The organism is Streptomyces sp. JLSY215, assembly GCF_059682825.1.
In genome coordinates this window covers 3,152,416-3,176,293 of record NZ_CM185022.1, presented here as the reverse complement: position 1 = coordinate 3,176,293, position 23,878 = coordinate 3,152,416, and the positions used below count along the sequence as shown (strand labels likewise).

Here is a 23,878-nt window from a genome sequence, read left to right as displayed (position 1 = left end):
ATCCGCCATCAGCTGACCGCTCCCAGGGCCACCGGCAGCTGTCCGCTTCCCAATCCGCCATCAGCTGCCCGCTCCCAGGACCACCGACAGCTGTCCGCTCCCCAATCCGCCATCAGCTGACCGCTCCCAGGACCACCGACAGCCGCCCACTCCCCAATCCGCCAACATCTGACCCCGCCCAGGCCACCGAATCCCCGCCGAATCCCCTACGCGCCAACTCCCCTCCCTGGCAGGGGAGTTGGCCGCCCCGCCATCGCACGAACAGCGCAGCCCTCCCCACCCCACCCCCAGAGGACTCCCATGTCGTCAGCGATATCCCGCAGGGCCTGGCTCACCGGCGCAACCGGTGGCCTGGCGCTCGCCGCCCTCGCCACCGGGCCCCTCGCCGGCCTCTCCCGAGCCGCCGCCCGACGCTCGGGCACCCCGAAGGTCCTGGTCATCGGCCTGGACGGAGCCGGCCGCCTGGATCGCGTCCAGGACGCCGACACCCCCACCCTCGACCGCCTGATGGCCGCCGGTGTCACCGCCCCCACCAGCCTCTACGCCGCCCCCATGGCCCGTACGGAATCCGCCCCCGGCTGGTCGACGATCATCACTGGCGTCTGGCCCGACAAACACGGCGTCAAGGACAACAGCTTCACCGGCGCCGACTACACCACCTACCCCGACTTCCTCACCCGCATCGAGCGAGCCCGCCCGGCGCTGCGCACCTACGCCATCGCCTCCTGGGCCCCCATCCCCGACCGGATCTTCTCCGCCGAGGTCGACACCCGCATCGCCACCCCCGAGGCGGAGTACGACAAGGGCACCACCGCACGCGCCGTGGCCCAGCTGAGGGACGGCGACCCCGACGCGGTCTTCGTCCAGCTCGACAACGTCGACCACGCGGGCCACTCCTCGGGCGCCGCCTCCCAGGCCTACCTGGACGCCCTCCACACCGTCGACGCCCAGGTCGGCGAACTGCTCGCGGCCCTCGCGTCCCGCCCCGACCACGCCGCCGAGGACTGGCTCGTCCTCATCACCGCCGACCACGGCCACACCGACCCCGGCGGACACGGCGGCGCCACCTGGAACGAACGCCGCACCTTCGTCATCGCCACCGGATCCGGCCTCCCCGCCGGCACCCTCCGCCACGACGTCAAGATCGTCGACATCGCCGCCACCGCCCTGCACCACCTGGGCATCCCCGCAGACCCCGCCTGGCATCTGGACGGCCACCCCCTCCAGGCCCCTTCCGGCGACGACTTCGACGCCCTGCGCCCGGAACTGGGCACCGCCGTGGACGAGACCGGTGTGGGCGGTTCCGTACGGGGCTTCACCCACACCCCGCCCGCCGGCTGGTCGGTCGACAACCGCACCATGGGCGGCGGAGGCGTCACCGAATGGCGCGGCTGGTCCTTCACCACCGACGAGTTCTGGACCAAGGCCGCCCCCGGCCAGCAACGCGAGTCCAACGTCCGCGCCCGCGGCGTCTTCGCGGTCGCCGACGGCGACGAATGGTCCGACAAGGCCGTTACCGGCACCTTCGACTCCACCCTCAGCACCCCGGCCTGGCCGCTCGCCGACGCCACCACGGCCACCCTCACCTACGCCACCCACTACCTCCAGGAAGGCACCCAGAAAGCCGAGGTCCTGGTCTCCTACGACGACGGCCCCGCAACCTCCGTCAAGACCTACACCGCCGACGCCGTCGCCCGGACCGAGACGCTCGCCCTCACGGTCCCGGCCGGAGCGCGCCACGCCCGGTTCCACTTCCGCTACACCGGCGGCAACGACTGGTACTGGGCGCTCGACGGCATCACGCTCACCACGGGCCGATCCGGATCCTGACCCCGCTCCTGCCCCCTGCCCCTGCCCCGATCCGGATTCCCCCTGATCGGCAGGGGCAACGCGGTGCCCCCTGACTTAGGGTGGGCACGTCGGCCGCATGTACGAACCGCGGGTCACCCGGCTGACCCGCGGTGGGCGGCGGACGAATCGGGTCTACACGTACGGCAGGAGTCCGGCAGTGGCAGAGCGCAAGCCGATCGAGTCATGGCTCACCGACATGGACGGCGTCCTGATGCACGAGGGGGTCCCGGTCCCCGGGGCGGACGCCTTCATCAAGCGGCTGCGCGAATCGGGCAAGCCCTTCCTCGTCCTGACCAACAACTCCATCTACACGCCGCGTGACCTGCACGCCCGGCTGAGCCGGATCGGGCTCGACGTGCCCTGGGAGTCGATCTGGACGTCCGCGCTGGCCACCGCGAAGTTCCTGGACGAGCAGCGGCCCGGCGGCACGGCCTACGTCATCGGGGAGGCGGGTCTGACCACCGCCCTGCACGACATCGGCTACGTCCTGACCGACCACGCCCCCGATTACGTGGTGCTGGGCGAAACGCGCACGTACTCCTTCGAGGCGCTGACCAAGGCGATCCGGCTGATCGACGGCGGCGCCCGTTTCATCGCCACCAACCCCGACGAGACGGGCCCCTCGCCCCAGGGGGCGCTGCCCGCGACCGGATCGGTTGCCGCGTTGATCACCAAGGCGACGGGCGTCGAACCGTACTTCGTGGGCAAGCCCAACCCGCTGATGATGCGGCACGGGCTGAACGTCATCGGCGCGCACTCCGAGACCTCCGCCATGATCGGCGACCGGATGGACACCGATGTGCTGGCCGGTCTGGAGGCGGGGATGGAAACGTTCCTGGTGCTGACCGGGCTGACCCGCCCCGAGGAAGTCGAACGGCACCCGTTCCGCCCCTCCCGGGTCGTCGACTCCATCGCGGACCTGGTCGAACTCGTCTGATCGGCCCGCCGCGACGGGAGCCGAGCCGGTCCGACCGGCCCGCCGCGACGGGATCCGCCCGGCACTCACCGGAACGGTGCAGCGCCGGGCCGTACCGGATGCGGACTGCTCCGCGCGGGTGGACCTTCGAAGTATTCGGAGGTTCACCATGGGCTCACCGCACCTGACTCTCTGCGCGGCCGTCGCGGCGTGCGTGGTGACGACCGCACCCGCGTACGCCGCCGACGACCGCGGCGCCGCAACCGTCTCCGTCACTCCCGCCGCGGCCGCCCCCGGAGCCGCGGTCACCCTGCACCTCACCGGCTGCGACGCCACGCGGGCCACCGCCGAGTCCTCGGTGTTCGCCGGTACGGTGCCGCTGGCCCGCAGCGCCAAGAGGGACGGCCATGCGCTGACCGGCGGCGCCCGGATCCGTCATGCGGCCGCCCCGGGGGCGTATCCCGTCACCGTCACCTGTCCGGCGCCGGCCGGCCGGGCGGTGTCCCCCCGCGTCACCGGGACGGTCCGGGTCACCATGGCCGCCTCCCACCGGCCCGCACCGGCCGACGACGGAGCCGGCGGCGACCACCGCGCACCACGGCCGACCTCCTCCGAACAGGCCGAAGCCAACCGCGAACTGAGCAGCACCTCGGCCGTCGGCCTGGTCCTGTCCGGGGGCGCGCTCCTGGTCGTCGCCGGGCAGCTGCTGCGGCTACGGCTGCGGATCCGGCGCGAACGGGACGGAGGCGGGAGCGGGGACGCGAGCTGACGGGGGAGGGGCGGCGGACGGCTGCCGCCGTGTTCGTAAAGGACCGTGTTCGTCAGGGACCGCGTTCGTCAGGGACTGAGGGCACACGACAGAGGCCCCTCGCTCAGGCGAGGGGCCTCTGTCCTACGTGCGCCGCCAGGGACTCGAACCCCGGACCCGCTGATTAAGAGTCAGCTGCTCTAACCAACTGAGCTAGCGGCGCGCGCTGACCTGAAGAACTTTACACGAACTTCGAGGGTGGTCCGTACCCACGTCCGAACCACCCACACGCACGACCCATGTGATCCGCGTCACTTGCTCGGTCGTGTCCCGCCCCCGCCGGGCCGAAAGTCCCGTCATCCCGGGACCTCCGGCCAGTGGGCCGCCCGCCTTGGCCGGGGGAAACCGCGCCCATGGCCGTACATCGCCACTTGTCCGTCAACATGCGCCGTGCACCGCCCGTTGAGAGGCTGAGGCCGACGCCGGGACGAGCGTTCCCCGGCCCGACCGAGAGCGGTACGCAAAGCCCGAACGAAGCCGGAGGGAACTGGTGATGGCAGCGTTGGGAAGTGCCACGGACGGCCGCGGACGCGGCTGCCGGGACGTGTGCCGGCCGCACTCCTCGGCGGCCGGCGCCACGCCCACTTCCGGCGGAATCACCGGTCACGAATCTCCCGGACCGCACGGCACGGGCCCGCGCCCCGCTCTCCCGCGGCCGCCCCGAACGCCGCCCGCGGATGGCGTCCGTCACTCCTTCCCCCTCTCCAGCAACCCCACCGCGCGCGTCGGCGTCTGCCAGGACGCGCGCCCCGGAAACGGGTCTCCCGGGACTCGCCCCTCCTCGGAAAGGTTGATCGTCGTGGTGTCGACAGCCAAGCGCACCCTTGAGATGCAGCTCCTCATAGGACCGCACGACGCGGTCCCGGTGGCCGGCCGGTTCAGCTACCGCAGTGACCGGCCCTATGAGGTCGAGGTCGACTTCATAACCCGCGGCCGGTCGGTCGCCACCTGGCTGTTCGCCCGCGATCTGCTGCTGGGCGGCCTGCGCGACGAGACCGGAGAAGGAGACGTACGGGTGTGGCCGTTCCGGGAGCCGGGCGGGCAGCGCCTCATCCACATCGAACTGTCCACCGACGACAGCGTCTGCGAGCTGTCGGTACGCGCAACGGAGCTGACCGCATGGCTGGAGCAGACGGCGGCCATCGTGCCGCCCGGCCGGGAGGACGAATACCTCGACATGGACACCCATCTGGCCCGGCTCCTCGCGGGAAAGCACTGATGACGACCACGCCGACCACCACCCACCCCGACGCGATGACGCCGGCCGCTCCCGACGGCAGGACCGCCCCCGGCCCCCGCCTCGGATCCCCGCCCGCGCCGCGCACCCCGCTGTGCCACCCCGCGGACGCCGCCACCGTCCCGGACCCCGGCGCCGCCCCCTCCCTGCCGTCCCCCTCGCCCTCTCCTTCCCCGTGCGGGTCGGCACCGTACGAGGCCCGGGTGCACGGCTTCCTCCCCGAGCGCCCCCCGGTCCGTTCCATGATCGGAACCTGGACCCGGCTGGACGCCATGGCCCATGACGCGGCCGCCGCCCCCTGCCGGGAGGCCGCCATCGCCGTCGTGGGACGCGCCCACCACGCCGACGAGTTGAGCGCCCTGCGGCAACGCGTCTCCCGTCTCTCGCCACGCAACGCGGAGGCCGCGGCGACACGGATCGCGGTGATCGCCGTCTCCTGCGGCTGGAACGGCCTCGACCCGCAGGCCCCCGCCGCCCGCCGGATCGCCGACGAGGCGTTCCTCGACCTGTGGGCGGCCGTCGGCCACCGCATCGACCACGACCAGTTCGTCGCGCTGCCCACCCTCGCGCTGCGCAACTGGGCCCCCGAACGCAAACCGCGCAAGCACATCCCCATCGATCAACTGGCCCGCACGGAACCGCTCGTACCCATCGTGCGCTGGGCCCCGCAGGGCCAGCCGCTCAGCCGCCTCGACCGCCTGATGCTGGCCGCGACCCGTCTGGAGGCCCACGGCATCTGGCTCTTCCGGCTCGCCGAGACCCTCGCGGGCCGCGCCCCCGACGACTCCTCCACCCCGACGGCCCTGCGCCGCCTGGTCCGCGTCCAGCTCGCCCTGCGCGCCCAACTCCGTTCCGAGGCCGTGGCACTGACCGCCGCCCCGACCACCCCGCAACAGCGCGCGGTCCTCGCCGCCCTCGCCGAGCAGGGCGCCCTGGAGCCACCCGTCCTCCAGGCCGCGGACGCGGTCCTCGGCGTCGGCGGCCGCCGGCCGGGCGACGGCCGGCGGCAGCTCCTGCGCCGCCACCTTCCCGCACCCCAGCGCGCCTGGCTGAACGCGATGGAACGTCACTGCGCCCCGGTGCGCACCCTCGCCCACCGCGGCGGCCCCGACGCCGCCGTCTACCGCGAGGCCCAGGAGTCCCTCATCGCCCTCCGCCGCGCCTACACCTCCCTGGTCCACGCCGCCGCCGACCCCGCAGCGTCCCCCGTGCCGGTGGCGGCCTGACCCCACGGCCCAACTCCCGTGAGGGGCGGGGGCGTCATCGTCGCGCCGCCGGGCCCGGCGGCGGCGCACGGCCGGGGAAGCGGATGCCATGGGATCTCGGGATGTCGGGGCATGTCATTGGTCTGGACATGCCCCGCCTCCCTGATTAGTCTGCCGTTTGGTCTAGACCGCACAGCACCAGCTCATGGAACTCCCCCCACGTTCTTCAGGAGCGAAGCATGCGCAAACGGATCAGTGCTGCCGTGATCGGCCTCGGCGTCCTCGGTGTCTCCTTCCTCGCGACCGGCAGCGCCTCCAGTCACGGCTACAGCGATGCACCGCCCAGCCGTCAGGCCCTCTGCGCCAACGGAACGGTCAAGGACTGCGGTGCGATTCAGTACGAACCACAGAGCGTCGAGGCGCCCAAGGGCTTCCCGGCCGCCGGGCCCGCCGACGGGAAGATCTGCTCCGGCGGGCACGACAACTTCGCCGAACTCGACGACCCCCGCGGCGGAAAGTGGCCCGCCACCTCACTCACCCCGGGCCAGGGCTACACCTTCACCTGGCGGCTGACCGCACGTCACGCCACCACGGACTTCGAGTACTTCATCACCAAGGACGGCTACGACCCCACCAAGCCGCTCACCCGCGCCGACCTCGAACCCGAACCGTTCATGACCGTCCCGATGGGCGGCGCGCAACCGGGCGAAACGGTGCAGCACCAGGGCACCGTGCCCACCCAGAAGTCGGGGCGCCACATCATCCTGGGCGTCTGGAACATCGCCGACACGGGCAATGCGTTCTACGCCTGCTCGGACGTCGACCTCTCCTGATCCCGCACCGTCGGCCTCCCCGCCTTCCCCCGGGGAGGCCCCGGCGCGCCCGCCGCCCGCACGGGCGGCGAAGGACTCCACATCTGACGAGGCGTCAACTACCCTCCGGCGCCATGGCAGCCCACCGCACCAGCGACCGGAACACCCCCGGCGCGCACGTCGGCCCCCCGACCGTCGCGGAACTCGTACGAGCACAGTGGGGGGACCACCGCACCGGCGTGAAGTCCGACGCGGGCGCGCTCACACACCACGAGACGGCCGCCGGGGCGGCCGCACGGGCGGCGCTGTTCCAGGAGCTGCTGCCACGCGGGGCCGAGCCGCACATCGGGGTGCTGCTCGACAACGTCCCCGACTACCCGCTGTGGCTCGGCGCCGCGGCGCTCGCCGGAGCCGCCGTCGCCGGCATCAACCCCACCCGCCGCGGCCCCGAGCTCGCCCGCGACATCGCCCACACCGACTGCGCGCTGCTGATCACCGAACGCACCCACCTGCCCCTGCTGGCGGACCTGGAACTGCCGATCCCGCCCGAGCGCGTCCTCGTCGTGGACGACCCGGCCTACCGCGAGCTGCTCACGCCGTACGAGAACGTCCACCCCGACGAGATCACCGGCAGCCGCGCCCCCACCCCCGCCTCCCGGATGCTCCTCTACTTCACCTCCGGCTCCACCGGCGCGCCCAAGGCGGCCATCTGCACCCAGGGACGGCTGGCGGCGGCCGGGCACTCGCTCGTCGGGTACTTCGGAGTGCGGCCGGACGATGTGCACTACCTCTGTATGCCGATGTTCCACGGGAACGCCGTGATCGCCGGCTGGGCACCGGCGCTGGCCGGCGGCGCGGCCGTCGCGCTGCGCCGTCGCTTTTCGGCCTCCGCCTTCCTCCCGGACGTCCGCCGCTACGGCGCCACGTACTTCACCTATGTCGGCCGCGCCGTGCAGTATCTGCTCGCCACCCCGCCCGCCCCCGACGACCGCGACAACCCGCTGCGTACGGGATTCGGCACCGAGGCGGGAACGGTCGACGCCGCCCGTTTCGCCGACCGGTTCGGCGTGCGCCTGATAGAGGGCTACGGCTCCTCCGAGGGCGGCGCCGCCCTCCAGCGCTCACCGGACACCCCGCCCGGCGCCATCGGGCGGCCCGCACCCGGCGACGATCTCGCCGTCGTTGACCCGGAAACCGGCGCCGAGCTGCCCCGCGCCCGCCTCGACGCCGACGGCCGGCTGCTGAACGGCGACGAGTCCATCGGCGAGCTGGTCAACCGCGGCCGCAGCTCCTTCGAGGGCTACTGGCGCAACCCCGAGGCCACCGCCGCGCGCACCCGCGGCCCGGCCGGCGCCGGCTGGTACTGGACCGGCGATCTGTTCTTCCGGGACACCGAGGGGTTCTTCCACTTCGCCGGCCGTACGGACGACCGGCTGCGGGTCGACAGCGAGAATCTCGCCGCCGCGATGATCGAGAACATCCTCGCCCGCTTCCCCGTGGCCGCCGCCGTCGCCGTGTACGCCGTGCCCGACCCGGTCGCCGGCGACCAGGTCATGGCGACCCTTGCGGTGCGGGACGGCGCGGCATTCGACCCCGAGGACTTCGTGGCCTTCCTCGCGGCGCAGCCCGATCTCGGCACGAAGATGGCGCCCCGCTTCGTACGGACCGTGGCCGCGCTCCCGGTGACCGCGACCAACAAGGTGCACCGGGTCGCCCTGCGCCGGACCGGATTCCGCTGTCCCGAACCGGTCTGGTGGACGCCCATGGGGGCGGGGCAGCCCGGCGCACCGGGACCGGCCGCCCCGGCCGGGAGCGCGTACCGGCGCTTCACCGACGAGGACCGCGCCGCGCTGCTGGCCCACTACCGCGATCACGACCGCGGGCATCTGCTGGAGCGGTGAGAACGCCGAAGTGGGCGTCCCCGGAAAACCGGGAACGCCCACTTCACAGGTGCGCCGCCAGGGACTCGAACCCCGGACCCGCTGATTAAGAGTCAGCTGCTCTAACCAACTGAGCTAGCGGCGCGCGCTGACAAAAGAAATACTACCTGGTCCGAAGGGGTGCTTCCGACCACGCCCGTACGGCCCGGCGGAGGGCCGGGGGCCGGCCGCCCCGCGCCCGCTCAGATCGCCAGCGACAGCAGGACCGGAGCGGCCTTGCGGTTGAGGGCATCGGCGGCCTGGCGCAGACGGTGGGCGTGCTCCAGCGGCATGGACAGCGCGAGGCAGCCGACCGCCGAACCGGCCGTGATCGGTACGGCCGCGCAGACCGTGCCGACGGCGTACTCCTGGAGGTCGAGCACCGGGACCGTCGGCGGCTGACTGTCGAGCTTGTGGAAGAGGACCTTCTCGTTGGTGATCGTCCGGGAGGTGAGCCGGGCGGTCTTGTGGCGCGAGAGGTGGTCTTTTCGGCCATCGTGGTCGAGCTGCGCCAGGAGACACTTGCCCACCGCACTGGCGTGGGCGGTGCGGCGGAATTCGGCCCACTCGTTGACCTTCGGCGCCAGCGGCCCGTCGGCGTAGTGCAGGATCTTGACCTCGCCGTCGATGTACCGGCTGATGTAGACCGCCGCACCCACGGAATCACGCAGTTCATCGAGGGTGACCTGCAGCTTGTCCCGCAGGGCGTGGTGCCGGTCGCCGCCGGAGCCCAGTAGGAGCAGCGATTCACCGACGACATACGCACCGTCCGAGACCTGCTCCACATAGCCCTCGCGCCGCAGCATCGACAGCATGTGGGCGAGGTGGCCCGTGGGCAGGCCGGTTTCGCGTGCGATCTGGACATCGGTCACGCCGCCGGCGTGCCTGGAGATCGTTTCGAGCACGCGAAGGGCGTATTGCACCGAATGGAACGGCGCGGTCGGCTCGGGCTTCAGCGCCACGGTGTCCCCCTAGCAGGTTGTTACCGCTTGCGTCGTCACCTCGTTGGCGGTTGCGGCAGCGCCTGATGCATACCGCTCCCGGACAACGGGGCTCGTATCACGATAGCGGTCAACGGCCCTCGATGGAGGGGGTCTTGACCGAAAGACGATGCCGTTCACGCGTCTACGCAGGAGAGAGTTTCCCTGGCATATGCCGATGGAATGATATGGAGCCGCCGGTGCGCCGGGTCGGTACCCCATGACGTGCCGAAGCCCGGCCCTTCGGTGAGGGCCGGGCTCCGTTTTACGTGGCACGGGGGCGCATATGAAGGCGCTTGGGCGTGCGCCGGGGGCGCATCGGTGGCAACGGCGGGGGCAGTGGTCACGCGTGTCGCACGAGTCCCAGTTGCCCCATCCCGCCATCTGCGCGCAGCACCGCGGCCGCTAGGACATCGCTACGGCACCCGCCGCCACGGCACCGCTCTACAGCACCGCGCTCAGGAACTCCCGCGTCCGCTCGTGCTCCGGGTCCGTGAAGATCTGCTCCGGCGGGCCGAACTCGATGACCCGGCCGGCGTCGAACATCATCACGCAGTCGGAGATGTCCCGGGCGAAGTTCATCTCGTGCGTGACGCAGAGCATCGTGATGTCCGTGGTGTGCGCGATGTCCCGCAGGACGTCCAGCACACCGGCCACCAGCTCCGGGTCGAGCGCGGACGTCACCTCGTCCAGCAGCAGCACCTGCGGCCGCATCGCCAGTGCCCGCGCGATGGCGACCCGCTGCTGCTGGCCGCCGGAGAGCTGGGTGGGGTACTTGTCGAGGTGCTCGGTCAGGCCCACCAGGTCCAGCAGTTCGCGGGCCCGCTCCTCCGCGGCGTCCTTGTCCAGCCCCAGGACATGGACCGGCGCCTCGGTGATGTTCCGCAGCACCTTCATGTTGGGGAAGAGGTTGAACTGCTGGAAGACCATGCCGATGTTCTTGCGCACCTGGCGGCTGTACTTGTCGCTCGCCGGGACGAGCTTGTCGCCCTTCTTCTCGTGCGTGAGGTATTCACCGTTGAGCGTGATGGTGCCCTCGTCCGGCTTCAGCAGCGTCATCATCAGCCGCAGGATCGTGGTCTTGCCGGAGCCGGAGGGGCCGATCAGCGTGACGTGCTTGCCGGAGTAGACCTTCATGTCCAGCGAGTCGAGGACGGTGTGTGAACCGAAGCGCTTGGTGACCTTGTCGAAGCGGATCAGCTCGCTGCCGTCGACCGCCGGGTTGGCGCTCTCGCCCGAGGTGGCTCCGGAAGCGGCCGTGGACGCAACGTCCTGTCCGCTCGCGGTGTTCTTGGGAGTGGGGGAAGTGCTGTCAGCGGACAAGGCGACGCTCCAGGGCTCGCAGGAGAAGAGAAGCGGGGTAGGCGATGAGGATGAAGGCGATACCGACGACGGTGTAGGGCTCGGTGGTCTGGAAGGTCTGGGCGGAGAACTGCTTTGCCTCGCCCAGCATTTCCAGCACACCGATGCCGATGAGCATCGGTGAGTCCTTCAGCATCGCGATGACGTAATTGCCCAGCGCCGGAGCGACCCGGCGGACCGCCTGCGGCAGGATCACCGCGATCCAGGTGCGGCTGCGCGGCAGGCTCAGCGCGGTCGCGGCCTCCCACTGGCCGACCGGCACGCCGTCGATGCCGGCGCGGTAGACCTCGGCGGTGTACGTCGAGTAGTGCAGGCCCAGCCCGATCACGCCGGTGACCATGGCGGTCAGCGTGATGCCCCACTCGGGCATGACGTAGTAGAGGAAGAACAGCTGCACCAGCAGCGGGGTGTTGCGGACGAACTCGGTGATCGCGACCACCGGGAGGCGTACCGCCTTGAGAGAGGAGCGCTGCGCCAGTGCCCATACGAGACCGAGCGCGAAGGCCATCAGCGACCCGAGCGCCAGCACCTCAAGGGTGACCAGTACGCCCTTCCAGAACATCGGCATGAAGTCGCCGACCGCGGACCAGTCGAACTTCATCGGACGTCACCCTCCGCTGCGGTACCGGTCGCCGGGCTGGTGGCCGTACGGGCCACCGGGCCGATCGGGCTCGACTGCTTGCCGACGCTCAACTTCGATGTCAGACCGGCCCGCTTCGGCGGGGCCTGGCCGATACCTGCCTTGGCGTGCCGCTCCACCACGCGCATGCCCCGGGTCAGCACAAAGGCCAGGACGAAGTACATGACGAGGATGATCGTGTAGACGGGCGCGCTCTGCGCGGTCGCATTGCGCACCAGCTGCGCGCCGAAGGTGATGTCCGGGACGCCCAGGAGTGACACCAGCGCGGTGCCCTTGAGCAGCTCGATCAGGAGGTTGTTGAACGGCGGGACCATCTCCGGCCAGGCCTGCGGCAGGATGATCTTCCGCAGCTGCTGAGTCGGCGAGAAGCTGAGCGCGATGCCTGCCTCGCGCTGTCCGGGGGAGACCGCCGCAATGGCTCCGCGGACGATCTCGGAGCCGTACGCGCCGTAGGTCAGGCCCAGCGTCAGGACCGCCGCCCACATCTGGACGAGCTGCCAGCCGAAGGCCACCGGCACCACGAAGAACACCCAGAACATCAGGATCAACGCGGAGGTACCACGGAAGATCTCGAAATAGGCGCCGGAGAGGAACCGCACGATCCGCAGCCGGTGGGTGCGCGCGATACCGATCACGAAGGCCACCACCACGCCGAGTGCCGCGCTGTAGACGGTCAACTGGACGGTGACCCATACGCCGTTGAGGAGGAGTTTCCACAAACCCCAGGTGATATCGCTCATGGCCGGCACTTCTCCTTGGCGGTGATCTTCGTCATCTGTTCCTTCGTGAAACCGAAGGGCCGCATGAGCTCCAGGAGTTCGCCGGACTTCTTCATCTTGTGCAGCTCGCGGTTGAACGCATCGCGCAGATTCGTCTCCGGCGTGCGGAACGCGAAGGCGCCGACATCGATGATCGGCTTGCCCTTCACGTACGGGGTGACCTCGGGGGTCGCCTCCGCCTTGGTGGTCTTCGAGTCCCGCACGACGTTCCGCACGGTCACGGCCGTACCGACGAACACATCCACCCGGCCCTGCTCCACGGCGAGCAGACCCGCCAGCTGGTCCGGCAGCGTGGTGATGTTCTTGACGCCGGCTTCCTTGGCGTATTCGATTTCGGCGTATCCGACGCCCGTGGCCATCTTTGCCCCGGTCCGGGCGATGTCCTTGTAGGTGCGGAGCTTGAGCGGATTTCCCTTGCGGACGATGAACGCGTCCAGCATCTGGTATTCGGGATCGGCGAAGATGACCTGTTCGCAGCGGTCCGGTTTGATGTACATCCCGGCCGCGACCACATCGAACTGCTGGGAACGCAACCCGGCGATCAGCGAGCCGAAATCGGTCGGAAAAGGCTCGACCTTGGGCACACCGAGCCGTTTGAAGATTGTCTTGGCGATAACGGGTGCCGAACCGGTCATCTTGCCGTCCGTGCCGATGTAGCCGTACGGTTTCTCGCCCGCCAGCCCCAGCGTCACCGAGCCCTTCGCGCGCAGCCGCTCCAGCAGATGCCCGCCGTCGCTGGCCTGGGTCGTCGACACCCGACTGCAGGCACTGGTCGCCCCTATCGCACCCACTGCGCCGAGCGCCGCTACCCCCGCGAGCAGCGAGCGGCGACGGATGCCGCTTGTTGATCGTTCTTCGGTTTTTGAGGTCTTCCCCTGTGGTGGAGCCATGGGCGCGCGACTACCCGAAACCCTTTGCATATATGCCGATCGTTTCCGGCCCTTGATGTAAGCGGGGCAATACAAGTACTGCTGATACGAGCGGTGAGAGTTGTTCCGTTGGCCGGTATTGCCCCCCTACGATCGGGGCATGACCGATCGCTTCATCGAAGTCTCCCTGGACAAGCGCGGCGTCAGCTGCACGGCCAAGTTGCTCGACGACCGCGCGCCGATCACCTGCAACGCCGTCTGGGACGCGCTCCCGCTCGGCGGCGACGTCTACCACGCCAAGTACGCCCGGAACGAGATCTACACCCTCGTTCCGCCCTTCGCTCCGCAGGAGCCGCCGCTGGAGAATCCGACGATCACCCCGATCCCCGGCGATCTGTGCTATTTCACCTTCAGCGACACCCAATTGGGCACCGCTTCCTACGGCTACGAGCAGGAAGCCAAACACCAGGGCCGCGCCACCGTCGTGGACCTCGCACTCTTCTACGAGCGCAACAACCTGCTGATCAACGGCGACGCGGGCTGGGTGCCGGGCATCGTCTGGGGCGCGGTCGTCGACGGCCTGGACCGGATGGCCGACGCCTGCCAGGACCTGTGGCGGGCCGGAGCCCTGGGCGAGACCCTCAACTTCCGCCGGGCGTAGGGCGCGCCCTAGGGGCGCGGCGAACGGATCCCCTAGGGGACGCGCGCGCCCCTTGCGGGCCTCAACGTGGCGGGGGCGGGGCGGTATTCCCGGGGTGCATCACGGGAGGGGGGGGCGACCCCGTCCGCCATGGAGCCGACTCGGTTTCGCCACGAGATCGACCCGTTCGCCACGAGGTCGCTCCGTTCGCCACGGAGCACCCCGCTCCGCCACGGGACCGACCCGTCCGCCATGGGACCGATCGGCCCACCGCGGGACCGAGTGCCCCACCGCGGGACCGAGCGGTGCGTCAGTGATCGACCCGGCGCATCACGCGATCGACCCGGCGCGCCGGGCGAGAGCCGGCGCGCCGCGGTTGACCGGTGCGTCACGTAGTCGGCCGGTGCGCCACGCAATCGAGCGGCTCACCGCATGCTCGAGCAGGTCATTCACCGCGGGCCCGGCCGGCCCACCGGGTGATCGCACGGCGCGCCACGCCATCGGCTCGCGCACCGCGGGATCGGCCGGTCCATCAGGTGGTCAGTCGTTGCCCCACGCTGATCGGCTCGCTCCCCCCCCGTGACCGACGAGCCGCCACCTAGGAAGCAGAGCCCGGTCCAGGGGGCGCAGGGATCGCGGCGGCCCCCGCCTCGTAGAGCGCGTGGGCGGCGCGCAACACCAGCGCGTCCGCGTGTCGCGCGCCCACCAGCTGCACGCCGATCGGCAGTCCGTCGCCGTCCACCCCGCAGGGCAGGGTCGCGGCGGGTTGCTGCGTCATGTTGAACGGATAGGTGAACGGCGTCCAGCCGGTCCAGCGGGCATGGCCGGATCCCTTCGGTACCTCCGCGCCCGCCTCGAAGGCCGTGATCGGCTCGGTCGGCGTCACCAGCAGGTCGTACGCGCTGTGGAAGCGCCCCATCGCCTGGCCGAGCGCCATCCGCGCGTCGACCGCCGCCAGATAGTCCAGCGCGCTGTAGCCCGCGCCCTGCTCGCAGATCTCCCGCAGCCCCGGGTCCAGCAGCTCGCGCCCGGCGTCGTCCAGGTGCTGCACGACCCGCGCCGCCCCGCTGAACCACAGCGTGTGGAACGCCGCCACGGGGTCCGCGATGCCCGGGTCGATCTCCTCGATCACCGCGCCCAGCCCGGCGAGCGTCCCGACGGCCGTACGGACCGCCGCCGCGACCTCCGGGGCCACCGGCACATCCCAGCCCAGCGACGGACTGAACGCCACCCGCAGCCCCGCGATCGGCTCGTCCAGCGCCGCGCGGAAGGACCCGGCCACCGGCCCCAGCTGCGACCAGTCCCGCCAGTCCGGCCCGCAGATCACATCCATCATCAGCGCCGCGTCCGCCGCGTCCCGGGTCATCGGCCCGACATGGGCCAGCGTCCCGAAGGGGCTTGCCGGGTAGTGCGGGACCCGCCCGTACGTGGCCTTGAGGGCGAAGATCCCGCAGAAGGAGGCCGGGATCCGGACCGAGCCGCCGCCGTCCGTCCCCAGGCTCAGTGGGCCCGCGCCCAGCGCCACCGCCGCCGCACTGCCGCCGCTGGAGCCGCCCGCGGTGCGCTCCGGGTCGTAGGGATTGCCCGTCACCCCGTGCCGCGGGCTGTCCGTGACGCCCTTCCAGCCGAACTCCGGGGTGGTGGTCTTGCCCACGAACACCGCGCCGGCCTCCCGCAGCCGGGCCACCGACGGCGCGTCCTCGTCCCACGCCGCGCCCTCCTCGTCCACCGTCCGCGACCCGCGCAGCGTCGGCGTACCGCGGGTCAGCAGGACGTCCTTGACGGTGACCGGCACCCCGTCCACCGGACCCGCGGGCGTCCCCGACCGCCAGCGCTCCGCCGACTCCGCGGCCTCGGCCAGCGCCGCATCGGCGGTGATCCGGGTGAAGCAGTTCGTGCGGGAGTGGGCGGCCGCGGCGCGCTCCAGGACGGCCCGGGTGGCCTCGACGGGGGAGAACTCACCGGCCGCGTACCCGGCGGTGAGCTGTGCGGCGGTGAGGTCGGCGAGGTGGGTGGGGGCCGGTCCGTTCGTCATGCGTCCTCCGAGCGTTGGCCGCCCCGGGACGAGGCGGCGGGCGGGGCGGAACCGACGGCCGCGCCGTCAGCGGTACGTCACTGCGATCCGGGCCGGTCCCCCTCCGGCCCGTGGTGATCGCGTAGGGCCCGGCGGCCCGCTGGGTCACCGGGCGGCGTGCGTCGGAAATCCCCCTTGCCGACGAGGGGGAGGGGCGTCGCGGGGGTCACCGCACCGGTACGTACCCCAGCCGCTTGTCGACGACGTTGCGGAGCGGCCGGCCGGCCGCCCACAGATCGAAGTTGTCCTGGAACTGCTCGGCGAGCGCGTCCCGCCAGCCCAGCGTGTCCCCGCTCATGTGCGGCGAGACGATCAGGTGCGGGACGTCCCACAGGGAGCTGTCGGCGGCCAGCGGCTCCTGCTCGAAGACGTCCAGCGCGGCGGCCGCGATCCGCCAGCCGCGCAGCGCCGCCACCAGCTCGTCCTCGACGACCAGGGGGCCGCGCCCGATGTTGATGAACCGCGCCCGCGGCGGCATCAGGGCGAACGCCTCCTTGCCGAACATCCCGCGGGTGGCCTCCGTCAGGGGCGCCGCGCAGACCACCCAATCGGCGTGGGGCAGCAGGCCGTTCAGCGCCTCACCCGGGTGGACGAGGCCGAATTCCGGATCGTCCGGGCGCGCCCGGCGGCCGACCAGGTCGACCTTGACACCCAGTGCCATCAGGGTGCTGCCGATGGCCCGGCCGATCGGTCCGGAGCCCACCACGACCGCTCGGGTGCCCGCCACCCGGATGGTTTCGCGGTGCTGCCACCGCCGCTGCCGCTGGAGCTCCCAACTTCCATAGAAATCTTTGGCCATGGCGATCACCAGGCCGGCGACGTACTCGGCGATCGGCTGCTCGAAGACGCCCCGCGCATTGGTCACCAGCGTGTCGTCGGCGATCAGCGCCGGGCACAGCAGCTGGTCCACGCCGGCGCTGGCGGTGTGCACCCACCCGGGCCTGGGGCCCTCCTCCGGCCAGGCCTCGCGGATCGCGTCGGAGGTGAAATCCCAGGCCAACAGCACATCGGCGGAGGGGAGTAGGCCGGCGAGCGAGGCCTCGTCGGTATAGATCACCCGGGTCCGGCCGGTCAGGCGGTCCAGCTTCGGCGCCGGGTCGGAACCAAGGACAAGTACGGTGCTTTCGGACATAGGCCAGAAACCGTTCTGAAACGTGTGCCCAGTATTAAGGAAAAGGGCGCCGACAGATGCCTGAGATGCGAGGATTGACCACGCTAAGAAGTCGTATCTACCGTGTCAACAACGGCTCTGTCCCGACGTCCCGGCACGCACCGGCTGCACCACTTCCCCCGGCCACTGGCCTGGCCACTCCACCCCCTTCGTTTCTAGGGGCCTTCATGGACGTCTCTTTTCTCGGAGGCCCACAGCCGCAGCTCGGCGTGGGCGTCGTCGCACCCTTCGACTTCGCGCTCGACCGCGAGCTCTGGCGTTGGGTGCCCGACGATGTGTCCCTCCACCTCACCCGGACTCCCTTCGTGCCCGTCGAGGTCAGCCTCGATCTGGCCCGTATGGTCAGCGAGCACGAAACCCTGCAGGCCGCCGTGCAGGCACTCTGCGCGATCTCCCCGCAGGTCATCTCCTATGCCTGCACCTCCGGCAGCTTCGTCGGAGGTGTGGCGGGCGAGCGGGCCATGTGTGCCGCCATGGCCCAGGCGGGGGAGGTGCCCTCCCTCACCACATCGGGCGCCCTCCTCGAAGCGCTGCGCGAGATCGACGCACGGCGCATCGCGGTGGTGACCCCGTACACCAAATCGGTCACCGACTCCCTGGAGGACTATCTCGGCGAGGCGGGCATCACGGTCACCGGCCGCGCCTACCTCGGACTGACCCGGCACATCTGGAAGGTTCCCTACCGCGACGTCGTCGACATGGCCCGCACCGCCGTGGTCGGCGCGGCCGACGCGCTGTTCATCAGCTGCACGAACCTGCCGACCTACGACGTCATCCCGCAGCTGGAGGCCGAGCTGCGGATGCCCGTACTGTCCGCCAACCAGGTCACGATGTGGGCCGCGCTGCGCGCCATCGGCGCCTATGCGGTGGGCCCGTATCAGGCGCTGCTCGACCCGGTGGCGCGGCGCGGCCCCGCCGCGATGACCGGGTCGGGGGCCGCCGTCCCGGAGAGCAGGCCCGGGGCGACGCCCGAGGCCGCGTTCGCCGTGCCGGTCGCGCCTCTTGACGGGGAGGTGGGTGACGGCGCCGAGCCGCCGCCCTTCCTGCCCGAGGACCCCGGACCCCAGCCTCCGGTCTGAGGCCGGTCCGGACCGGTCCCCTCCCCGCACCCGCCCCGGGCTGCCGGCGGCCCCACCGCCGGCAGCCCTCATCCGGACACCCGCACCCACCGCCCTACACGAAAGAGAGACCTGAATGGCATCGGTCGGCTTCCTCTACCCGGGTCACTCCGCGGAGGACGACTACCCCCGGCTGGAAGCGCTGCTCGGCGGCGCGGTCCGGCTCCCGCTCGTCCACACCGATATCGGCGAGGACGCCCACCGGGTCGACGCGCTCCTGGAGATGGGCACCGCCGCCCGGCTCGCGGCCGGCGTCGACGAGCTCCGCGAACGCGGCGCCGAAGCCGTCGTCTGGGCCTGTACGAGCGCCAGCTTCGTCTTCGGCTGGGAAGGCGCCCACGAACAGGTGCGGGAGCTGTCGGCCACCGCCGGCCTGCCCGCCTCCAGTACGTCCTTCGCCTTCGCGCACGCCGTCCAGGCGCTCGGCGCGCACCGGGTCGCGATCGCCGCCACGTACCCCGAGGACGTGGCCGAGCACTTCCGCGCGTTCCTGAAGTCCGCCGGCACGGAGGTCGTCTCGACCCGCGGCAGCGGCATCATCACCGCAGCCGAGGTCGGCACCTGGGGCCGCGCGGAGGTGCTGGCGCTCGCGCGGGCCGGCGATCATCCCGATGCCGAGGCGGTGCTGCTCCCGGACACCGCCCTGCACACCGCGGCGTATCTGCCCGACCTCGAAGCCGAGCTGGGCAAACCGGTCCTCACCGCCAATCAGGTCACGGTCTGGGAAGGGCTGCGGCTGCTCGACCGCGAGATCTCCTGCCCGCCACTGGGCACGCTCTTCGCACGGGCCGCGCACGCCTAGCCGTACGGAACCCCGGCCCGGCGCCGGAATAATCGGAGAAGCGCTCCGGTTGACCCCCTCGCAGACCAGCACGACGCGAGGAGGACCAGACCGTGAGTGGCGCAGCGGACCGCACCCCGGGCAGCGACGACGGCATCCGGGGCACCGCCCGGGGCACCGCCCCCGTCCCCCTGTCCGTACTCGACCTGGTGACCGTCGGCGCCGGCAACACCGCCACCGGCGCCGTACACACCGCCGTCGACATTGCCCGTACGGCAGAGCGCCGCGGCTTCCACCGCTACTGGGTCGCCGAGCACCACTCCATGCCCGGCGTCGCGTCCTCCTCGCCCGCCGTGCTGCTCGCCCACCTCGCCGCGCACACCTCCGCCATCCGGCTCGGCTCCGGCGGCGTCATGCTCCCCAACCACGCGCCGCTGGTCATCGCCGAGCAGTTCGGCACCCTGGAGGCGATGGCCCCCGGCCGGATCGACCTGGGCCTGGGCCGGGCGCCGGGCACGGACGGCGCCACCGCGGCCGCACTCCGGCGGACCGAGCGGCTGCACGAAGGCGCCGATGAGTTCCCCCAGCAGCTCCTGGAGTTGACCCGCTTCCTGGACGACTCCTTCCCCGACGGCCATCCGTACGCCAAGATCCACGCCGTCCCCGGCCCGGTGCAGGCCACCTCGCCCGGCGGCGTCCAGTCCCCGCACCGCCCGCCGCTGTGGCTGCTCGGCTCCTCCGGCTTCAGCGCCCAGCTCGCCGGCGCCCTCGGCCTGCCGTTCGCCTTCGCGCACCACTTCTCCGCTGCCAACACCGTCCCCGCCCTCGACCTCTACCGCTCCTCCTTCCGCCCCTCCGAGGTGCTCGCCGAGCCGTACGCCCTCATCGGCGTCGCGGCCCTGGCCGCCGAGGACGAGCGCGAGGCCCGCCGCCAGGTCATGACCGGCGCCCTGTCGATGCTCCGCCTCCGCACGGGCCGCCCGGGGCTGGTCCCCACCCCCGAGGAAGCCGCCGCCCACGACTTCAGCGACCGCGAGCGCGACTTCGTCGACAGCTGGCTCGGCAACGTCATCCACGGCACCCCCGACACCGTCCGCCAGGGCCTGGACGACCTCGCCAAGCGCACCGGCGCGGACGAGCTGATGATCACCGCCAATGCGCACAGCGGCGCGGCCCGGCTGAGGTCGTACGACCTGATAGCGGATGCGTACGGGCTGCCGCAGGGCTGAGCCGGGCGGCCGCCGCGCTCAGCTCCCCGGCCGCCGCCCCGCGTCCAGCAGGGCCTCCACCCGGTCCGGGGCCACCGGCCGGGAGTAGAGCCAGCCCTGCCCGGTGTCGCAGCCGATCCGCCGCAGCCGCTCCGCCTGTTCGGCGCTCTCCACGCATTCGGCGGTGACGGTGAGGCCGAGGCGGTGGGCGAGGGCGACGAGCGCCTCGACGATCATCTCGTCGGCCGGGTTGGGATGCTCCCGGGAGCGGAAGCCGTGGACGAAGGAGCCGTCCAGTTTGAGGACGGAGACGGGGAGGCGGCTGAGGTAGGCGAGGTTGGAGTAGCCGGTGCCGAAGTCGTCGATGGCGATCCGCACGCCCATGTCGCTGAGCGCCTGAAGGGCCTGCAGGGGCCGTCCGGCCGAGCCCATCACCGCGGACTCGGTCAGCTCCAGCTGGAGCAGATGCGGCGGCAGGCCCGTCTCGGCCAGGATCCCGGCCACGTCCGCGACCAGGTCGGAGTCCCACACCTGACGTACGGCCACATTGACGCTGACGAACAGCGGCTCGCCGCCGGGGTGCGCCAGCTGCCAGGCGCGGGCCTGGTGGCAGGCCCGCTCCAGGACCCAGCGGCCCAGTTCGACGATCGCGCCGTTCTCCTCCGCCAGGGCGATGAACCGATTCGGCGACAGCATCCCGAACTGCGGATGCCGCCAGCGCACCAGCGCCTCGACGCCCTGCGCCCGGCCGTCACCGAGTCCGACCAGCGGCTGGTACTCCAGGGTGAATTCGCCGCGGTCGACGGCCGGGCGGAGCGTGCTGGACAGCGCCTGGCGGGTCATGCGGTGGGCGTTGCGCTCGGGGTCGAAGAGGGTCCAGCGGGCCTTGCCGTCCTCCTTGGCCCAGAACAGCGTGGTGTCCGCGGCCTGCATCAGACCGGTGGCGGTGGTGCCGGCGGCGGCCCGCTCGACGACGCCGATGCTCGCCGAGACCGACAGCCGCTGCCCGGCCAGGTCGAACGGCCGCTGCAGCGCGTCCAGCACACACCGGGCCAGCTCGGCCAGCTGGTCGGTGCCGGTGGAGTCCTCCACCAGAAGGGCGAATTCATCGCCGCCGAGCCGGGCCACCAGATGGCCGCCGTGGCCCGGACCGCGGTCGCCGACCGTCTCCGCGCAGCGGGTCAGCCGCTGGGCGACCGCGCTCAGCAGCCGGTCCCCGACCCGGTGCCCGAGGGTGTCGTTGACGGCCTTGAAACCGTCCAGGTCGAGGTAGCACAGCCCGATCCGCCCGGTGCCGGCCGGCTCGAAGGCGGCCGCCTCCAGGGCGGCGGAGAGCCGTTCGAAGAAGAGCGCGCGGTTGGGCAGCCGGGTCACCGGGTCGTGCATCTGCAGGTGCCGCAGCCGGGCCAGCAGATCGTGCCGGTCGCTGATGTCGGCCACCGACAGCAGCACCCGGTCCTCACCCATCTGCGGTTCGACCGTCACCTCCACCCAGACGGAGTGCCCGTCGCGGTGTTTGAGGCGGCGGGTGCAGCGCATCCGGTCGCTGCGGCCGCACAGCACCTCGCGGTAGGCGGTCCACACCCGCGGGTCCGCCCCGAGGTCGGTGAGGTCCGCGGCGGTGGCGGCGACCAGCTCGTCCGGGTCGGCGCCGACCAGTTCGCCGAAGGCGGGGTTGGCGGCGAGGACCAGGCCGTCGCGGTTGAGGACGGCCATCGGGAGGCGGGCGGCGCGGAAGGCGGCGCGGTAGTCGCCGAGTGCGGCGGCGGTGTCGTTGCAGCGGCCGAGGGGGCCCTGTCGCGTACCGCCGGATCCTTTGGTCCGACCGTCACGTTCCGTCACGGATGGCAGCGTCGCTCCGGGCGTGCGGCCCGTACTGTCGGGGTGTCCGCTCACTGCTCGCTCCCGCATGGCGCTTGTCTCGTGATGGAGGGTGGATCTCGCGCTGGAAAGTGTGGCGATCATAGAGGCTGGTGCAACGGCCGATCCAGCGACGCAGCCGTGATCATCGGCACGCATGACGGAAGTTCAGCCATTTCTGAACGACTCTGTTCGTGCTGCTTGCGCGCTTGGTCGCTTGTCACTTTCCGTTACGGAGTGGTGGAGGCCCGGCCGGTCACTCGTCTGGGCCCCCGAACAGGACGAACGACCGGCGAACGGCACAGGGTGGGTGGCGTCTTCCGATTCCGTCCCTGGAGGTCGATGTGGTGCGCGACCGGACACCCGACGGGGTGGAGCGCCGTCGCCTTCGGCGCCTTGCCGCCGTCGCCACCTCGCTGAGCGCGCTGATCGCGACCTCCATCATCGCGGGGCCCGCCACCGCCTCCGAGGCCGCCGCCGCCTGCGCGCTGGGACGCACCGACGCCCACCACTCCGAGGGCCTGGACAGCTGGAACGGCTCCTACCCCCGCCCCGCCGGCTCCCTCGACGCCGTGATGATCTTTCTGTCCTTCCCGGACTCACGCCCCACCGCCCGGCCGGGCGAGCTGTCCAAGGACTACTTCCCGGCCACTTCCCACTTCTTCGACCGCGCCTCGTACGGCAAGTTCCGGCTGCGTTCGCACCTCCACGGGAAGTGGGTGCAGATGCCGCACCGGTCCTCGGCCTACGGAATACAGCGCGACTGGGCCGCCGGCCGCCGTCTGGCGTATCTGCGCGACGCGGTCGCCGCCGCGGACTCCTCGGTGGACTTCAGCCGCTACGACCTGGTCTATTTCGTCGCGGACCCGGACGCCCCGGGCGTCGACTCGGACGCCACCAAGGTCGTCAATCTGGATGAGCCGATGCACGCCGACCACACCGATCTGCGCCGCTTCGTGACCGTCTTCGAAAAGAGCCCGCCGGACCGCAACGTCCTCGCCCACGAGACCGGCCACGTCTTCGACCTGCCGGACCTCTACCACCGGCCGGGCAACGGCAAGGGCGACTGGGACACCTACGTCGGCGACTGGGACCTCATGGGCAGCCAGTTCGGCCTGGCGCCCGACCCCTTCGCCTGGCACAAGTGGAAACTCGGCTGGCTCGGCGAAGGGCAGGTCGACTGCACGCCGCTGACCCGTGCGCCGTCGCTGCACTCGCTGCGGACCCTGTCCGCCCCCATGGAGCCGGGCGATGACCGCCGCTCGCGGCTGCTGGTGATCCGCACGGGCCCGGAGAGCGCGCTCGCCATCGAGGCCCGCGGCGCCGTCGGCAACGACCGTTCGGTTTGCAGCCAGGGCGTCCTGGTCTACCGCGTGCAGGGCGATAGGGCCTCCGGGTCGGGGCCGGTCCACGTACTGGACGGGCACCCGGGCACCGCGGCCTGCTGGGGCACCTCCGTCTACCCGCCGCTCGCGGACGCGCCGCTGGACGTGGGGGAGAGCCTGCACGACGTGGACGACGGGGTACGGATCCAGGTCGAGGGGCGCGGCGCGGACGGCGACTGGACGGTCAAAGTGGCCCGCGACTGAACGGCGCCCGCGCACGATGCCCGGCCATGACGAAGGCCCCCACCGAGGTGGGGGCCTTC

20 protein-coding genes and 2 tRNA genes are annotated in these 23,878 nt (G+C 71.6%); 12 read left to right on the top strand and 10 right to left on the bottom strand.

Annotated features, from left to right (window positions below; translation table 11 throughout):
• Positions 1 to 300 precede the first annotated feature (300 nt).
• The 3 genes from AC5677_RS14140 (at position 301) to AC5677_RS14130 (ending at position 3,536) form a co-directional block, all read left to right on the top strand.
• Complete coding sequence (locus AC5677_RS14140; RefSeq protein ID WP_497195397.1) at positions 301 to 1,830, top strand: alkaline phosphatase family protein; 1,530 nt, start codon at positions 301 to 303, stop codon at positions 1,828 to 1,830.
• A 178-nt stretch (positions 1,831 to 2,008) separates the two neighbouring features.
• Complete coding sequence (locus AC5677_RS14135) at positions 2,009 to 2,788, top strand: HAD-IIA family hydrolase (protein WP_497195396.1); 780 nt, start codon at positions 2,009 to 2,011, stop codon at positions 2,786 to 2,788.
• A 148-nt stretch (positions 2,789 to 2,936) separates the two neighbouring features.
• Positions 2,937 to 3,536: a hypothetical protein gene (locus tag AC5677_RS14130; protein WP_497195395.1), complete on the top strand. Its 600-nt coding sequence runs from the start codon at positions 2,937 to 2,939 to the stop codon at positions 3,534 to 3,536.
• A gap of 128 nt (positions 3,537 to 3,664) precedes the next feature.
• Here the strand turns inward: AC5677_RS14130 and AC5677_RS14125 are convergent.
• Positions 3,665 to 3,738: transfer RNA gene (locus AC5677_RS14125), tRNA-Lys, on the bottom strand.
• A gap of 636 nt (positions 3,739 to 4,374) precedes the next feature.
• On the opposite strand from AC5677_RS14125, the gene AC5677_RS14120 reads away from it, so the two are divergent.
• From AC5677_RS14120 to AC5677_RS14105, 4 genes are all read left to right on the top strand, one after another.
• A complete protein-coding gene (locus AC5677_RS14120; RefSeq protein ID WP_497195394.1) occupies positions 4,375 to 4,794 on the top strand; it encodes an SsgA family sporulation/cell division regulator in 420 nt (139 codons plus the stop codon).
• On the top strand, positions 4,794 to 6,038 hold the full coding sequence (locus AC5677_RS14115; protein ID WP_497195393.1) for a hypothetical protein: 1,245 nt from the start codon (positions 4,794 to 4,796) through the stop codon (positions 6,036 to 6,038). Before AC5677_RS14120 ends, AC5677_RS14115 begins: the two co-directional genes overlap by 1 nt.
• A 218-nt stretch (positions 6,039 to 6,256) precedes the next feature.
• On the top strand, positions 6,257 to 6,850 hold the full coding sequence (locus AC5677_RS14110) for a lytic polysaccharide monooxygenase auxiliary activity family 9 protein (protein ID WP_497195392.1): 594 nt from the start codon (positions 6,257 to 6,259) through the stop codon (positions 6,848 to 6,850).
• Positions 6,851 to 6,963: 113 nt separating this feature from the next.
• Positions 6,964 to 8,730, top strand: coding sequence for an AMP-binding protein (locus tag AC5677_RS14105; RefSeq protein ID WP_497195391.1), 1,767 nt, complete (start codon positions 6,964 to 6,966; stop codon positions 8,728 to 8,730).
• A gap of 50 nt (positions 8,731 to 8,780) precedes the next feature.
• Here AC5677_RS14105 and AC5677_RS14100 read toward each other — a convergent pair.
• The 6 genes from AC5677_RS14100 to ehuB form a co-directional block, all read right to left on the bottom strand.
• Positions 8,781 to 8,854: transfer RNA gene (locus AC5677_RS14100), tRNA-Lys, on the bottom strand.
• A gap of 97 nt (positions 8,855 to 8,951) precedes the next feature.
• Entirely contained in the window at positions 8,952 to 9,710 is a 759-nt protein-coding gene (locus tag AC5677_RS14095) for an IclR family transcriptional regulator (RefSeq protein WP_497195390.1), read from the bottom strand.
• 462 nt (positions 9,711 to 10,172) lie between these two features.
• Positions 10,173 to 10,928 carry an ectoine/hydroxyectoine ABC transporter ATP-binding protein EhuA gene (gene ehuA / locus AC5677_RS14090; RefSeq protein ID WP_497196613.1) on the bottom strand — a complete coding sequence of 252 codons (756 nt, stop codon included), beginning with the start codon at positions 10,926 to 10,928 and terminating at the stop codon, positions 10,173 to 10,175.
• Positions 10,929 to 11,040: 112 nt separating this feature from the next.
• The gene (gene ehuD, locus AC5677_RS14085; protein ID WP_497195389.1) at positions 11,041 to 11,691 is read right to left on the bottom strand and encodes an ectoine/hydroxyectoine ABC transporter permease subunit EhuD; all 651 of its coding nucleotides are present in this window, start codon (positions 11,689 to 11,691) and stop codon (positions 11,041 to 11,043) included.
• Positions 11,688 to 12,470, bottom strand: coding sequence for an ectoine/hydroxyectoine ABC transporter permease subunit EhuC (gene ehuC, locus AC5677_RS14080; RefSeq protein ID WP_497195388.1), 783 nt, complete (start codon positions 12,468 to 12,470; stop codon positions 11,688 to 11,690). Before ehuC ends, ehuD begins: the two co-directional genes overlap by 4 nt.
• Positions 12,467 to 13,399, bottom strand: a complete 933-nt coding sequence (gene ehuB, locus AC5677_RS14075; RefSeq protein ID WP_497195387.1) for an ectoine/hydroxyectoine ABC transporter substrate-binding protein EhuB — start codon at positions 13,397 to 13,399, stop codon at positions 12,467 to 12,469. The genes ehuC and ehuB overlap by 4 nt, the downstream gene beginning before the upstream one ends.
• A 139-nt stretch (positions 13,400 to 13,538) precedes the next feature.
• Here ehuB and AC5677_RS14070 point away from each other — a divergent pair, with 139 nt between their 5' ends.
• On the top strand, positions 13,539 to 14,039 hold the full coding sequence (locus AC5677_RS14070; protein WP_426798156.1) for a DUF3830 family protein: 501 nt from the start codon (positions 13,539 to 13,541) through the stop codon (positions 14,037 to 14,039).
• A 577-nt stretch (positions 14,040 to 14,616) separates the two neighbouring features.
• Here AC5677_RS14070 and AC5677_RS14065 read toward each other — a convergent pair.
• Both AC5677_RS14065 and AC5677_RS14060 read right to left on the bottom strand, forming a co-directional pair.
• Positions 14,617 to 16,053, bottom strand: a complete 1,437-nt coding sequence (locus AC5677_RS14065) for an amidase (RefSeq protein ID WP_497195386.1) — start codon at positions 16,051 to 16,053, stop codon at positions 14,617 to 14,619.
• 205 nt (positions 16,054 to 16,258) lie between these two features.
• On the bottom strand, positions 16,259 to 17,224 hold the full coding sequence (locus tag AC5677_RS14060; RefSeq protein ID WP_497195385.1) for a D-2-hydroxyacid dehydrogenase: 966 nt from the start codon (positions 17,222 to 17,224) through the stop codon (positions 16,259 to 16,261).
• Between the two features lie 206 nt (positions 17,225 to 17,430).
• Between AC5677_RS14060 and AC5677_RS14055 the strand changes: the two genes are divergently transcribed.
• From AC5677_RS14055 to AC5677_RS14045, 3 genes are all read left to right on the top strand, one after another.
• Positions 17,431 to 18,342, top strand: coding sequence for a maleate cis-trans isomerase family protein (locus AC5677_RS14055; protein ID WP_497195384.1), 912 nt, complete (start codon positions 17,431 to 17,433; stop codon positions 18,340 to 18,342).
• Between the two features lie 115 nt (positions 18,343 to 18,457).
• Complete coding sequence (locus tag AC5677_RS14050) at positions 18,458 to 19,183, top strand: maleate cis-trans isomerase family protein (RefSeq protein ID WP_497195383.1); 726 nt, start codon at positions 18,458 to 18,460, stop codon at positions 19,181 to 19,183.
• Between the two features lie 92 nt (positions 19,184 to 19,275).
• Positions 19,276 to 20,391: an LLM class flavin-dependent oxidoreductase gene (locus tag AC5677_RS14045; RefSeq protein WP_497195382.1), complete on the top strand. Its 1,116-nt coding sequence runs from the start codon at positions 19,276 to 19,278 to the stop codon at positions 20,389 to 20,391.
• 18 nt (positions 20,392 to 20,409) lie between these two features.
• Here the strand turns inward: AC5677_RS14045 and AC5677_RS14040 are convergent, their stop codons facing one another.
• Positions 20,410 to 22,212, bottom strand: a complete 1,803-nt coding sequence (locus AC5677_RS14040; RefSeq protein ID WP_497195381.1) for a putative bifunctional diguanylate cyclase/phosphodiesterase — start codon at positions 22,210 to 22,212, stop codon at positions 20,410 to 20,412.
• 362 nt (positions 22,213 to 22,574) lie between these two features.
• Between AC5677_RS14040 and AC5677_RS14035 the strand changes: the two genes are divergently transcribed.
• Positions 22,575 to 23,819: a M6 family metalloprotease domain-containing protein gene (locus AC5677_RS14035; RefSeq protein WP_497195380.1), complete on the top strand. Its 1,245-nt coding sequence runs from the start codon at positions 22,575 to 22,577 to the stop codon at positions 23,817 to 23,819.
• Positions 23,820 to 23,878 lie beyond the last annotated feature (59 nt).